The sequence below is a fragment of the Nocardiopsis kunsanensis DSM 44524 genome, assembly GCF_000340965.1.
GTDB classification, from domain to species: Bacteria; Actinomycetota; Actinomycetes; order Streptosporangiales; family Streptosporangiaceae; genus Nocardiopsis; species Nocardiopsis kunsanensis.
Window position 1 is genome coordinate 276,402 of record NZ_ANAY01000006.1, and the last position, 14,418, is coordinate 290,819.

Below are 14,418 nucleotides of genomic sequence, written 5' to 3' on the forward strand. Positions count from 1 at the left end.
GGATGAGCGTCCGGTGTCTGCAGGGGACACGGGTCGGACCCGTGGCGCGGGGCAGGGGCCCCGCGGAGGCGCTAGCTACGACAGAGCGCGCTCGCCTGCTGTCGGAGGTCGACGTGCAGGCGCTGGACAAGCAGCTCACCGGCGGACATGCCCTCCATGATGGAGCTCCGCCGGCACGGGAGTCAATGCGCGCCCGGCCCCCGGGGGCGGCCGCGGGCGGCCTCCGGCGGTGGTCCGGCCCCCGGACGGGCGTCTCGGGCAGCGGGATTGCCCTGTTCCGAGGGGCACCGCAGCCGGGGTGGGACCGGTGTACGACCGCAGTCCCGCGCGGATGTAATTTGCAACACACCACTCTTTTCACCGACATCGCTACCCGGCCACGAAGGAAACAGGACCCCGTATGAGCCCCACACCCGTCACTCTGACCAACACCCGCACCGTGACCCCCGAGGGCATCCATGAGGGCTGGGTGCAGGTGGACGGTGGCCGTATCGCCGCACTCGGTTCCGGGGAGCCGCCCCGGGGCACCGTCCACGACGTGGCCGGGCGCTGGGTGGCACCGGGCCTGGTCGACACCCATGTACACGGTGGCGCCGGGCACGGGTTCCCCGAGGCCGACGCGGAGGGCGCCCGGAGGACCATCGCCTACAACCGCAGCCAGGGGGTGACGTCGATGGTCGGTGGCCTGGTCGCGGCCTCGCCCGAGGACACTCTGCGCCAGGTCTCGGCGCTGGCGGACCTGTGCGACGAGGGCGAGCTGGCCGGTATCTACCTGGAGGGGCCTTTCATCGCCCGGCAGCGGTGCGGCGCGCACGACCCCGACCTGCTGCGCGATCCGGACACGGCCGAGTTCGACCGGTGGTTGGAAGCGGGACGCGGGCACGTACGCATGATCACGGTGGCGCCGGAACTCCCGGGGGCCCTGGAGTTGATCCGCTCGGCCTCCTCCTCCGGGGTGGTGGCCGCGGTGGGCCACACCGAGGCCACCTATGAGGAGACCGTGGCCGCCTTCGACGCGGGCGCGAGCGTGGCCACACACCTGTACAACGCGATGCGCCCGCTGGGGCACCGCGATCCCGGCCCGATCGCGGCGGCCCTGGGCGACGACCGAGTGGCGGTGGAGCTGATCCTGGACCTGGTGCACGTCCACGCAGGGGCCGCACAGGTGGTCGTGGACGCCGCCGGCCCGGGAAGGGTCTCGTTGGTCACCGATGCGATGAACGCGACGGGCCTCGGCGACGGTGAGTACACACTGGGCGGCCTGCGCGTGCGGGTGAGCGGCGGAGAAGCGCGTGTGGTGGAGACCGGGGCGATCGCCTCGAGCACCATCGTGCTGCCCCAGGCGGTGCGCAACGCTGTGCGGCACCTCGGGGTGTCGGTCCCGGACGCGGTGCGGTCGGCCTCCTCCGTCCCGGCGGGCGCACTGGGCCTTGCGGACCTGGGCCGGGTCGAGGCGGGCGCACCCGCGGACCTGCTGGTGCTCGACGAGGAGCTCGCGGCCGCCGAGGTGATGTATCGCGGGGCGTTTGTCGGGTAACGGCGTGTCGTAGGCACGGTACGGACCAGTAACTTAACAGTGCGTGACAATGGCGGCAGGGCATCGAGGAGTAAGCACCATGCTCGACAGGAAAGGATCTGCCATGGCCCAGTCGAGACAGGCAAAGGACGAGCAGCCGACCCGAGTGCCCTCCGAGGAGAGCGGACACCTCGGCAAGCTCGCGACCGAGTTGTCCGGATACGGTGTCGAGGCCGACATCGTGGACGCCGAACCGCCTTATCTGCGAGTGAGCAGTCCGGACAGCAAGTACGCCGTGGAGGACGTCATCTGTGAACGCCGCGAACACGATTGCGCGTTCATCGCCTCCTTCGGCGTCCACTTGGGCAGCAGCGGCAGCATCGGCGTCACAGCGCACAAGATTGCGTGGTTGGTCGGAGCGACCGAGCAGTAACACCATCGTCGTACTTCGGCGGGGCGGCGCCCAGGTCCGGCGTCGCCCCGACATCCGTTCCGGGGGCCGGTAGGCTCCGCTCCATGACCGCTTCTGAGGACGATCTGGGCCACCCGGCGCTCCTGGAGGCTCCCCCGCGCCGTGTGGTCTCCCTGGTGCCCTCCCTGACCGAGGCCCTCGCCCGTTCCCGGCCCGACCTGTTGGTCGGCGCCACCGTGTGGTGCACACACCCGGCCGACCTGGACGTCGAACGGGTACGCGGCACCAAGAATCCCCATGTCGGCCGCATCATCGAACTCGCCCCCGACCTCGTGGTCGCCAACCGCGAGGAGAACCGGCGGCGCCACGTGGAGGCCCTGCGCGAGGCGGGGGTCCCCGTCTGGGTGACCGACATCCGTACCGTCACCGGCGCCTTCGTGTCTCTGCGCCGCCTGATGGCCGTGTGCGACCTGCCCGTGCCGCCCTGGCTCCCCGAGGCCGAGCGCCTGTGGTCCGCTCCCCCTCCCGAGGGCCCGCGGGTGGCCGTCCCGATCTGGCGGGACCCGTGGATGTTCGTCGGCGGTGACACCTTCGCGCACGACCTGCTCACCCGCTTGGGCGCAGTCAACGTGTGCGCGCACCGCGAGGGGCGTTACCCCGCGGTCTCCCCCGCGGAGGTCCTCGCCGACGGCGCCGGGCTGGCCGTTCTTCCGGACGAGCCCTACGCCTTCGGCCCCGGCGACGGCCCCGAAGCCTTCCCCGGCGTGCCCTCGGTGTACGTCTCCGGCCGGGACCTGACCTGGTACGGCCCGTCCCTGGTCCCCGCCCGCACACGCCTGCGCGCCGCTCTCCGCACCCCCTGACCCGACCGCCGCGAGGCTCACGGCATCCCTCGGTACGAGGGCGGTGTGCCGTCCCGTCCGAACGCAGGAGAGGGGCCTATCTCAACGGGGACCGGCCACCCCGGCCACAACGAACCCCCGGGCGCGAGCGCAAGCGAGCGCACACCGGGGGGCGCGGGGGGTCGTCCCCCCGAAAGACATAAAGAACGAGCCTGCGAGCGCGTTCACGCGCGAGCAGGCTCGTCTCCGAGTGGAGGTGGCGGGAATCGAACCCGCGTCCTTCAGTGTCGAACCAGGGCTTCTCCGGGTGCAGTGCGTCGTATCGTTCTGCTCGGCCTCAGCGCTTGGACGCACACATCGCTGACAGGCCCAGCCACGTGGATGTCCCGCCCGGCCCCGTGGCCTGATCCGGACGGTGAGTCATCTAGCTGGTGCCGGTACCTGAGCCGATGACGAGCTCAGGCCGACAGAGTCGCGATCGCTACTTAGGCAGCGAGGGCGAACTCAGTGCGCTTGGAATTGGCACTTGTGTTTAGCGCGAATGCATGATTAACGAGGCGGCATACGCTTTCCTCGACCCGCTTCCCCTCGGCACAATCACCGAAGTCGAAACCGATCACCCCCTGTGAAATTTTCAAAGCCACCCCGCGTGGGGGCGACCATCACGTGAGCGACGCACGCTCACGTCCCTCACTCTACCCCTACAACGGGGCAGGCACCAAGTGTATTCCCGGCGACCGCCACCGGGCTCCCCCAACAGGAGAAACCCCCGTGAGCGCGGACTCCAGAGGCGGTCGACGCGACCCACGGGGGCGGCCGGCAGGGTCGAACCGGCCTCGGGATGCCGGCAGGACCTCCCCCGAGTTGAGGTCCTGCCCTCGCGGTCGGATCGCAGACCCCTCTTCGCGAACCCGACTCACTTGGGAAGACGCACCGGAGCCCCCGGAAGGTTGCCCGGTCAGGGCCCCGGTTTCGGGATCGGTCCGGTCCCGCCCTACTCGGGGCCGGGCAGCTCGGCCCCGTTCGGCTCCTGGACGGGCGGCCCCTGTTCCCCGGCACCCGCGGAGCCGAGCTCGGTCAGGAACGACTGTGCGCCCAGGACCGCGTAGGGCTGCCACAGCGACACCGAGGGGTCCACCTCGGCGACCAGGGCGAAGGCGATGTCGTCCTTGTAGCCGACGAACCAGTGCAGGGAGAGCTCCTCCCCCTCGACCCGCGACCACTGGCCGTGCAGGTCGGGCCCGCCCACGGCCAGCTCCGGCATCATGCGCTGGTCGACGGCGTCGCGCATGCCCTCTCGCACGACCTCGAGGTGTTCCTCCTGGAAGGGCGACTCCTCCTCGGGCGCGGGCCCCTCCTCAGGGATGAGGGTCGGAGCGTGCCAGTTGCCGTCGGAGATCGCGCCGGCGGCCAGTGCCATGGACAGCGGGCTGACCTCGATCCCGTGCTCGCCGATCATCGCGGAGGCCACATCGGCCTCGTCGTCGTTGATGTCGACCGAGCCGGGGTTGGAGGGCAGCGGCAGCTGCCAGTCCGCGCCGATACCGAAACGTCCGGCGGTGTCGGCGATGTTGTCGGCCCCTACCTGGTCGGCGAACTGCGCGTAGGCGACCGTGCAGGCGTAGGCGAGGTTGCGCACCAGGTCGGGCTCGCCGGCGAGGTAGCCCTGGCTCGGGTTGACGAAGGTGCGTCCGCCCACTTCGGCCTGGGCCGCGCACTCGGAGGTGGTCTCCCGGGTGACCGCGCCCGATTCCAGGCCCGCCATCGTCGAGACGAGGGTGAAGATCGGCCCGGGCGGGAAGGAGCCGTTGAGCGCGCCGTCGTCGGTGGAGCTCTCGGAGCCGTTCGTGGCGGCGAGGATCTCCCCGTTCCCGGGGTCGACGGCCACCATGTAGCCGTTGCCCGGCAGGGTCTCCACGGCCGACTCCGCGGCACGCTGGACCCCCGAGTCGAGGGTGGTCCGGATCTGTCCGCTGAGTTCGCCCTCCCAGGAGTCCAGGACGTCGGTGGCCTCACCGTCGGTGTCGAGCGCCACGACCTGGGTGGTGGCCGATCCGGCCAGTTCGTTCTGGAAGATGCTCTGCAGACCGCTCAACCCGACGGTGTCCCCCGCCTGGTAAGGGCCGGGAACGCGGGCCGAGACACGGTGCTCGGACGTGCCCGCGACCTCGCCCACCAAGGAGGGCGCCAGCGCGGGTGTCATGTTGACCTCGACCTCCTGGGTGTCCACGCCGTCGATCCCGGAGGCCTGGCGCAGCAGGGAGGCGTCGACGTTGTCGTCGCGGAGGAGCACCAAGGGCTGGAACTCCTCGGGCGGGGCCGACCGCACCCGCTGCACCAGCGGGTCGGGGTCCTCGTCGAGGAGTTCGGCGAGTTCGGCGACGCCCTCTTCCTTGTCCTTCATCTGCGAAGGCAGCACACCGAAGGCCGTCACACTGTCGGGGGTGACCAAGGGGGAACCCTCGCGGTCGAGGATCTGGCCGCGTTCCTGGCTCTGGTAACTGACGGCGAGGCGTTCGCCCTCGCCGAGTTCCGGGTGGATGACGCTCGGGGACCAGGAGATCTCCCAACCGTCGGGCCCCCACTGCAGGGGCATCTGCCCGGTGTAGGTCCAGGTGGGGTCGCCGATACCGAGGTCGGCGTTGGCCTCGAACTCGGCCGTGGCACTCTCACCCTCCTCCGAGATCGGGCCCAGGTCGAACCTGAGGGAGGCCAGGTCGAGCTGGTCGTGCACGTCCGCCAGGGTCGACTCGACCTCGGAGGCCTCACCGTCGGTGTAACGGGCGGCCTCCGCGTAGTCGCCGTCCTGCCACGCGAGCAGGAAGGACCTGACCGCCACCTCGGGGCTGGGGTGGGGCGTGCACGCCACGAGGCTCATGGTGGCGAGCAGACCGGTTCCGGCGGCCGCAATGCGGCCCAGGGGACGGGGGGACACCTTGTGTGTTCCTTTCAGGCGCCTCAGCGGCGGCGGCGAAGCGCGCGCTCGATGTCGCGCTTGGCCTCGCGCTCGGCGATCGCATGGCGCTTGTCGTATTCACGCTTACCGCGGGCGAGGGCGATCTCGACCTTGGCCTTGCCGTCACTGAAGTAGAGCGACAGGGGCACCAGGGTGCGGCCCGGCTCCCGGGTCTTACCGATCAACCGGGAGATCTGCTCGCGGTGCAGGAGTAGTTTACGTGATCTGCGGGAGGAGTGGTTGGTCCAGGTGCCCTGCGAGTACTCGGGGATGTGGACGTTGTTCAGCCACACCTCGCCGTCGTGGATGTGGGCGAACCCGTCGACCAGCGAGGCCCGGCCCTGGCGCAAGGACTTGACCTCGGTACCGGTCAGGACCATGCCCGCTTCGTAGGTTTCGTCGATGTGGTAGTCGTACCGGGCCCGCCGGTTCTTCGCGATGGGCCTGTTCCCGGTTTCCTGCGCCACTGTGAACTCCCTTCATGGCATCGGGGGGTCCACACCTGGGACCCCCCGGATCAAGCCCTGTGCGCGTCCCCGGCCCTCAGACCTTGAGGTAACGGCGCAGGGTGAGGAACGAAGTGATGGTACACAGCAACACACCGAGAATGATCGACATTCCGATCACGTAGAGCAGCGAGCCCGTGCTCAGGGCCACGTCGAACTGGAACCAGCCCTCGATCTGGGTGAGGAGCGTGAACCTGGTCGCGACGATGAACCCGGAGGCGATCATGCCACCGATCAGACCGGCGATGGCACCTTCCAGCAGGAACGGTAGCTGGATGTAGAAGTTCGAGGCACCGACCAGGCGCATGATGCCGGTCTCCCGCCGCCGGCTGTAGGCCGACAGGCGGATGGTGTTGCCGATCAGGAGCGCGGCTGCGGCCAATTGGACGCCCGCGAGCACAAGGGCTGCCCACTTGAGTCCCTCCAGCAGCCCGAAGAACTGCTCCAGCACGCTCTGGTCGTCGGAGACCGAGTCGACACCCGAGGCGCCTTCGACGGCGTTGCGCACGGTGTCGTACTCATTGGGGTCGGTCAGCTGCACCCGGAAGTTCTCCGGGATGTCACCTTCCTGAGCGGCGCCGGCCAGGGCCTCGTTGGTGGAGCCGAGACGCTCCTGGAAGTCCTGCCAGGCCTCGGCCTCGGAGAGGAACTCGTAGTCGGCGACCTCGGCCTGTTCCTCGAGGATCGACTCCATGTTCTGCCGGTCCTCCTCGGTGGCAGGACCGTTCTCCTGGCAGGTCGGTGCCGGCGAGATCTCGTTGCACATGTAGACCGTCAACGTGATCCGCTGGTCCCAGTAGTTACGCATCTCGGTGACCTGCTGGTTGACCAGCAGGCCCGCCCCGAAGAGCGCCAAGGAGATGGCCACCGTCGTGATGACGGAAATGGTCATCGTGAGGTTTCGACGCAGGCCGATCCACGTCTCGGAGAGAACGAATTGTGCTCGCATGGTCTGTTAAAGGTCCGTCCTTCGGGGCTTCGCCGCGTCGTTCCTCGATACCGGGAACCCTTGTGCGGGCCGGTCCGGGTCAGTACGCCTGGCCGTAGACGCCGCGGGACTGGTCACGCACGACGAGCCCCTCTTCCAGTTCGATGACGCGCTTGCGCATCGAGTCGACGATGGCGGCGTCGTGGGTGGCCATGACCACGGTCGTGCCCGTGCGGTTGATTCGGTCCAGCACCTTCATGATGCCGATGGAGGTGGCGGGGTCGATGTTTCCGGTGGGCTCGTCGGCCAGCAGGATCTGCGGACGGTTGACGAAGGCGCGCGCGATGGCGACACGCTGCTGCTCACCACCGGAGAGCTCGTGGGGCATCCGGCCGGCCTTGCCCTCGAGACCGACGAGTTCGACGACCTCGGGCACGACCTTGCGGATGAACCGCCGCGGCTTACCGATGACCTCCAGTGCGAACGCGACGTTCTCGAAGACGTTCTTGTTCGGCAGCAGCCGGAAGTCCTGGAACACGCAGCCGATCCGGCGGCGCAGGTGCGGCACCTTCCAATTGGACAGGCGCGCGAGGTCCTTGCCCGCAACGTGCACGCGTCCCTTGTCGGGTTTCTCTTCCTTCAGCACCAGGCGGAGGAAGGTCGACTTGCCGGAGCCCGACGGGCCGACCAGAAAAACGAACTCGGCCTTGTCTACGTCAATGGAAACGCCGTCGAGCGCGGGACGCTTCTGGGTCGTGTAGACCTTGGTGACGTTGTCGAAGTGGATCACAGGCGCATCACAAGGTTCTCGAAGGTATGGGCGACCGCGGTGGAGCAGGGCTCCGCGCGGGATCGTACCGGCCACGTGGCCAACCGACAGTGTAGAGGGGGAAAGGGCCCGGATTGTCCAGTGTCTCCCCCGCCCCTCGCGGCAGAACGCCGCCGGACAGCAGCCATGAGCATATCGGAGGCGTCAACCGATGATAACGTTCACATATAGCATCTCCGGTGGGGCCGCAGTGACGAGTGCGTCACCGAACACGGTCCTCACCCGGTATCACTCCATCATGCGGGCCTCCGGCTCCCGAAGAAACACCGGGCGTGTCCCCTCCCTCGGTGTGGGAGAGTGCACGCCCGGTCCGCTCAGTTCTCGCCGTCCTTCTCCCGGCTGCGCATCCACCGGATCTCGGCGTCGATGAAAGTGTCGATCTCCCCGTCGAGCACACCGCTGGTGTTCCCGGTCTCCACACCCGTGCGCACGTCCTTGACGTTCTGGTACGGGTGCAGCACGTAGTTGCGCATCTGCGTGCCCCAACTGCTGAAGGACTCACCGCGGATCTCGTCGATCTCGGCCTGCTCCTCCTCGCGCTTGCGCGCCAGGAGCTTGGCCTGGAGCATCGTCATCGCCGTCGCCTTGTTCTGCAGCTGAGAACGCTCGTTCTGGCACGAGACCACGAGACCGGTCGGCAGGTGGGTGATACGCACCGCCGAGTCGGTGGTGTTCACACCCTGACCGCCGGGGCCACTGGCCCGGTAGACGTCGACCCGGAGGTCGCTCTCGTCGATCTCGATGGAGTCGCTCTGCTCGACCACCGGGACCACGTCCACACCGGCGAAGGAGGTCTGGCGCCGGTTCTGGTTGTCGAACGGGGAGATGCGCACCAGGCGGTGCGTGCCGTGCTCCCCTCGCAGCGTGCCGTAGGCGAACTGGGCTTTGACCAGGAAGGACGTGGACTTGATGCCCGCTTCCTCCGCGTAGGAGGTCTCGTAGACCTCCGTCGGGAAGCCGCGCCGCTCGGCCCAGCGCATGTACATACGCTGCAGCATCTGCGCCCAGTCGGCGGCATCGATCCCGCCCGCCTGGGAGTTGATGCTGACGATGGCCTCACGCTCGTCGTAGGGACCGTTGAGGAGCGTGCGCACCTCCAGGTCCCCGATGTCCTTGCGGAGCTGCTCGAGCTCGCGGTCGGCCTCGCCCCGGGTGTCGGGGTCGTCCTCGGTCTCGGCCAACTCGTAGAGCACCCCGAGATCGTCGAGCCGCCGGCGGATGCCTTCCACCTTGCTGACCATGGACTCCAAAGCGGAGAGCTGACGCGTCACCCGCTGCGCGTTGCCCTGGTCCGACCACAGTTCCGGGTCGGCGGACTGCTCGCGCAGCTCAGCGATCTGCGTCTGCATCGCATCCATGTCCAAGACGGCGGTCACGCTCGTCAGGGTCGCTGCGAGTTCCTTGATCTTCTCTGCTGGGTCCATGTCTGCCACCCCGCCAGTCTAGAGGTCAGTGAGACCCCGGACGGACCCGGAATCCGTCCGGGACGGTGCGAGGGGCGCACGGCCCGGCCGTGCGCCCCTCGTCCTCGTTCTCCGTTCGCCGCCCTGACCGGCTCAGTCGACCAGACCGCGGAACGACCGCAGTGCCACCGAAAGAGTGGCCAGGTCGAACCGCTCGTTCTCCTGGATCTCCGAGAGGGTGATCCCGCTCCGGCCGATCTTGTCCTCGTTCTGCTTCGACCACTGGTCGATGAGGTCGGCCGTCGAGTCGTCCACCCCGCCGGACTCCAGCACACGCACGGTCAGGTCGGCGTGCACCGCGTACAGGTCGTCGCGCAGCGCCGCTCGTGCCGTGGTGGCCCAGCGGTCGTCGCGCGGCAGGTCGATGATGCGCTCACGCCACCAACTGATGTTGAGCCGGTCGGCGAGCTCGAAGTAGAGCTCGGCCACCTGCTTCAGCGAACGGCCGGTGCGGTGGGTGATCTCCACCAGGTCCAGGGAGGAGTAGGCCGGCACCATGGCGGCGACCCGCTCGGCGGGCTCGATCGGCACACCCACGGAGGTGTAGCGGTCACGGCGCTCCTCGTAGGCCTCCCGATCGCGCCCGCGCAGCAGCCCGACCAGGTCGGAGAGCACCTCGCCGATGCGTTCGGAGAAGTAGGCGATCTCACTGCGGATGTCGAACGGGAAGGAGCGGCGCCGCAGTAGCCAGCGCGCGGATCGCTCTGCGAGCTTGCGGGTCTCCAGCAGCAGGGTGAGCTTGGCATCGACGCTGACGTCCTGCCCCAGCGCCTCGATCTCGTCCCAGAAACCGCGCAGCTCCAGGACGTCCTGGACGACCAGGTAGGCGCGGGCGATGTCGGCCGCTCCGGCGCCGAGTTCCTCGTTGAGGCGGAACGCGAAGGTGATCCCGGAACGGTTCACCATCTGGTTGACCACCTGGTTGACGATGATCTCCTTGCGCAGCGGGTGCTCGGCCACGCCGTCGGCGAAGCGGTCCGAGCGCAGCGGCGCCGGGAAGTAGTCCGTCAGCGTCTGCGCGAGGTAGGGGTCCTCGGCCAGGTCCGACAGAGCGATCTGCTCCTTGAGGTCGATCTTGGTGTAGGAGACCAGGGTGGCGAACTCCGGTCCGGTCAACCCCTTGCCTGCGGCGCGGCGCTCCGCGATCGCCTTGTCGGAGGGCAGGTTCTCGAGCTTGCGCTTGAGGACCTTGTTGCGCTCCAGGTGGCGCATGTAGCGGCCGTGGACGTGCAGCATCGACCCGGCCTGTTTGCGGGCGGCCGCGAGCAGGTTGTTCTGCGCGTAGTTGTTCTCCAGGGCCAGTTCGGCGACCTCGTCGGTCATGTCGAGGAACAGCTGGTCGCGGTCGGGCTTGTCCAGGTTGCCCGCACGCACCTCGCGGTCCAACATGATCTTGATGTTCACCTCGTGGTCGGAGGTGTCCACGCCGGCCGAGTTGTCGATGAAGTCGGCGTTGACACGTCCGCCGTTGCGGGCGAACTCGATGCGGGCCGACTGGGTCAGGCCCAGGTTCCCGCCCTCCCCGACGACCTTGGCCCGCAGGTCGGAGGCGTTGACGCGGACCTGGTCGTTGGCCTTGTCGCCCACCTCGGAGTGGCTCTCCGCGGAGGACTTGACGTAGGTGCCGATGCCGCCGTTCCACAACAGGTCGGCCGGCGCGGTGAGCACGTACCGGATGAGTTCGTCCGGGGTGACCTCGTCGACGTCCTCGTCGATACCCAATGCCGCCTTGATCTGCGGGGTCGGGCTCACGGACTTGCTGGTGCGCGAGAAGACCCCGCCGCCCTCGGAGATCAGGGACGGATCGTAGTCCTGCCAGGTGCTGCGCGGCAGGCGGAACAACCGCTCGCGCTCGTCCCAGGAAGTGTGCGGGTCCGGGTCCGGGTCCACGAAGACGTGGCGGTGGTCGAAGGCGGCCACCAACTTGATCTCCTTGGACAGCAGCATGCCGTTGCCGAACACATCACCCGACATGTCACCGACACCGACCGCGGTGAAGGGCTCGGTCTGGGTGTCCGTGCCCATCTCGGCGAAGTGGAACTTGACCGACTCCCACGCGCCCCGGGCGGTGATGCCCATGGCCTTGTGGTCGTAGCCGACCGAACCGCCGGAAGCGAAGGCGTCGCCCAACCAGAAACCGCGCTCCACGGAGATCGCGTTGGCGGTGTCGGAGAAGGTCGCGGTGCCCTTGTCGGCCGCCACCACCATGTAGGAGTCGTCGCCGTCGTGCCGGACCGTGCGCTCGGGGTGGACCACAGAACCGTCGGCGAGGTCGTCGGTCACGTCGAGCAGGCCGCTGATGAACTGCTTGTAGCAGGACACGACCTCGGCCATGACCGCCTCGCGGCCCGCGTCCTGGGGCAGGCGCTTGCAGACGAATCCGCCCTTGGCGCCGCTGGGCACGATCACCGAGTTCTTCACCATCTGGGCCTTGACCAGGCCGAGGATCTCGGTACGGAAGTCCTCGAAGCGGTCGGACCAGCGCAGACCACCGCGGGCGACGACACCGAAACGCAGGTGAACCCCCTCCACCCGCGGTGAATAGACGTAGATCTCGGACCGGGGCTTGGGTTGCGGCAGGTCCGGGATCGTCCGCGGGTCGAGCTTGAGGACCAGGTACGGACGGCCCTGGTAGTGGTTGGTGCGCAGTGTGGCGTCGATGGCCGACAGGAACGAGCGCAGGATGCGGTCGTGGTCCAGGCTGGCCACGGAGTCGAGTTCGGTCCCGATCCTGACCAGGATCTCCTCGACACGCTCCTGGCGGCCCTCGTCCTGCTGGTCGGGGTCGAAGCGCGCCTCGAACAGTTCCACGAGCAACCCGGCGATACCGACGTTGCCCACCAGGACGTCGGCCAGGTAGTCGGGGGTGAAGGTCGAGCCTGTCTGGCGCAGGTACTTGGCGTAGGCGCGCAGCACGGTGAGCTGGCGCCAGTCCAGGCCGGCCCGCACCACGAGGGCGTTGAACCGGTCGGACTCGCCCAGGTCGCGCCAGGAGGCGTCGAAGGCGTCCTCGAAGAGTTTCTTCAGACGTGCGGGGGCCAGGCGGTCGGAGCCCTCGATGGGGCCGAGTCCGAAGTCGTAGATCCACACACGGCCCAGGCCGGAGACCTCGAGCTCGTAGGGCCACTCGTCCTCGACCCGGACGCCGAGGTCCTCCAGCAGCGGGAGCACCCGCGAGAGGGTGACGGGTTCACCGATGCGGTAGAGGCGGAAGCGCCAGGTCCCGACATCGGCACCCTCGGGCCGGTAGAGGCTGGCGGAGAGCTCTCCGTGGCTGTCGTCCCCGACGCGCGCCAGCAGTTGCTCGATCTCGCCGATGTCGCGGGCTGCGGTGGCGGGGTCGTTGTCGACCTTGTAGGCCTCGGAGATCCCGGAGCCGTAGTACTTCTTGTACTCGGTGGCACGGACCGGACCGAAGGCCTCGGTGAGGGCGTCGTCGAGGTCGGCCTCCCAGGACCGGGCGGCGCGCCGGACCTTCTCCTCCAGCGCTGCCTGGTCGATGTCGGGCAGTGTGCCGCCCTGTTCGGCGCGCGCGACCAGATAGAGACGGGCCAGGGGAGCACCGCCGATCATGACGTTGTGGTCGGTGCTGGCCCCCTGGAAAGCCTCGGCGAGGACCTGCTGGATCTCCAGACGCACACGGGTGCTGTACTCGTCACGCGGCATGTACACGAAGCAGGACATGTACCGGCCGCCGTAGGGGTCGCGGCGCATGAACAGCTTGGTGCCGCGTCGGTCCCGCAGGCGCAGGACCCCGCGGACGATGCTGTAGAGCTCGTTGACGGGGATCTGCAGGAGCTCCTCGCGCGGGAAGGTTTCCAGCAGCTCGACGAGGTCGCGGCCGTCGTAGCTCTCGGCCTCGAACCCCGACTGGGACAGGACCTCGGCCTGCTTGCGGCGCAGGATCGGGATCTGGGAGATGGAGGTACTGGCCGCCTGCGGGGTGAACAGCCCCAGGAAGCGCCGCTCCCCCACGATGTTGCCTTCGGTGTCGAACTTCTTGACCCCGATGTAGTCGAGGTACTCGGGTCGGTAGACGGTCGCGCGGGAGTTGGCCTTGGTCAGCACCAGGACGAAGGGTTCGCGGGCCTTGGCGCGGATCTCCGGCGGCAGGGCGGCGAAGCTCGTCGAGACCCTGGAATCCATACGCAGCAGGCCCAGGCCGGTGCCGGGTTCGGGCCGCAGGGTGTCGTCGCCGTTCTCGTCGGTGAGGAGGCTGTACTCCCGGTAGCCCATGAAGGTGAAGTGGCTGCCGGCGACCCAGCGCAGGAAGTCGACGCTCTCACCGACGTCGAGCGGGTCCACTCCCCCGGCCACGAGGTGATCGGGGTAGGCGGCGAGCTCGTCGGCGATACGGACGGCCCGTTCGCTCATCTTCGCGGCGTCCTCGTCGACGTTGCGCACGTCGGCGAGGACCTGCTCGAGACGGTTGGTGATCTCCTTGATCCGCTCGGGGTCGGACTGCCGGTCGATCTCGATGTGCATCCAGGACTCGTCGACGGGCAGCAGGCCCTCGCCCCCGATCCGGGGGTCCACGGCCAGCAGGTTGCCCTCGATGTCACGGGAGACGGTCAGCTGTGGGTGGACGACCAGGCGTACACCGGCGCCGAGGCGGTCCAGCGCCATGGTGGCGGAGGAGACCAGGAAGGGGGCGTTGTCGGTGACGATCTCCACGACGCTGGTCTGCTGGTCCCAGCCGTCCTCGGCCTCGGTGGGGGCGTAGAGGCGCACCTTGGCCCTTCCGGGCTCACGCGTGCTGCCGAACGCGCGGTGCTGGACGACCGTCCCGCAGATCTGCTCGGGGCTGCGCCCGGCGAGGTCATCGGGATCGGTGTGGCGGTAGTAGAGGGGAAGGAGCCGACGAACCTCGTCTGCTTCCGGGGCGCTGATCCGCGGCCCGGGGGACCATGCGGCAGCCGCATCGCTGAGCAGTTTCTGGAGGTAGGCATCGGTTTGCCCGGACATA

Annotated in this window: 9 protein-coding genes and 1 other RNA gene; 3 read left to right on the forward strand and 7 right to left on the reverse strand. The window is 68.5% G+C overall.

Annotated features, from left to right (window positions below; genetic code table 11):
* The first annotated feature begins 400 nt into the window (after window positions 1-400).
* The 3 genes from nagA to D456_RS0105625 all read left to right on the forward strand — a co-directional run bounded on the left by nagA (window position 401) and on the right by D456_RS0105625 (window position 2,791).
* Window positions 401-1,537, forward strand: coding sequence for an N-acetylglucosamine-6-phosphate deacetylase (gene nagA, locus D456_RS0105615; protein WP_017575183.1), 1,137 nt, complete (start codon window positions 401-403; stop codon window positions 1,535-1,537).
* Window positions 1,538-1,640: 103 nt separating this feature from the next.
* Window positions 1,641-1,949, forward strand: coding sequence for a hypothetical protein (locus tag D456_RS0105620; protein ID WP_017575184.1), 309 nt, complete (start codon window positions 1,641-1,643; stop codon window positions 1,947-1,949).
* Between the two features lie 83 nt (window positions 1,950-2,032).
* A complete protein-coding gene (locus tag D456_RS0105625; RefSeq protein ID WP_017575185.1) occupies window positions 2,033-2,791 on the forward strand; it encodes a helical backbone metal receptor in 759 nt (252 codons plus the stop codon).
* A gap of 227 nt (window positions 2,792-3,018) precedes the next feature.
* Here the strand turns inward: D456_RS0105625 and ssrA are convergent.
* The 7 genes from ssrA to D456_RS0105655 form a co-directional block, all read right to left on the reverse strand.
* Window positions 3,019-3,394: a transfer-messenger RNA gene (gene ssrA / locus D456_RS25490) on the reverse strand.
* A gap of 370 nt (window positions 3,395-3,764) precedes the next feature.
* The gene (locus tag D456_RS0105630) at window positions 3,765-5,705 is read right to left on the reverse strand and encodes a penicillin-binding transpeptidase domain-containing protein (protein WP_017575186.1); all 1,941 of its coding nucleotides are present in this window, start codon (window positions 5,703-5,705) and stop codon (window positions 3,765-3,767) included.
* Window positions 5,706-5,728: 23 nt separating this feature from the next.
* Window positions 5,729-6,193 (reverse strand): SsrA-binding protein SmpB, encoded by a 465-nt coding sequence (smpB, locus tag D456_RS0105635; protein ID WP_017575187.1) that lies wholly within the window; start codon window positions 6,191-6,193, stop codon window positions 5,729-5,731.
* 76 nt (window positions 6,194-6,269) lie between these two features.
* Complete coding sequence (gene ftsX, locus D456_RS0105640; RefSeq protein ID WP_193373807.1) at window positions 6,270-7,181, reverse strand: permease-like cell division protein FtsX; 912 nt, start codon at window positions 7,179-7,181, stop codon at window positions 6,270-6,272.
* 79 nt (window positions 7,182-7,260) lie between these two features.
* Window positions 7,261-7,950, reverse strand: coding sequence for a cell division ATP-binding protein FtsE (gene ftsE, locus D456_RS0105645; protein WP_017575189.1), 690 nt, complete (start codon window positions 7,948-7,950; stop codon window positions 7,261-7,263).
* 353 nt (window positions 7,951-8,303) lie between these two features.
* Window positions 8,304-9,413, reverse strand: coding sequence for a peptide chain release factor 2 (gene prfB / locus D456_RS0105650; RefSeq protein WP_017575190.1), 1,110 nt, complete (start codon window positions 9,411-9,413; stop codon window positions 8,304-8,306).
* Between the two features lie 132 nt (window positions 9,414-9,545).
* Entirely contained in the window at window positions 9,546-14,417 is a 4,872-nt protein-coding gene (locus D456_RS0105655) for an NAD-glutamate dehydrogenase (RefSeq protein ID WP_017575191.1), read from the reverse strand.
* Between the last annotated feature and the right edge of the window lies 1 nt (window position 14,418).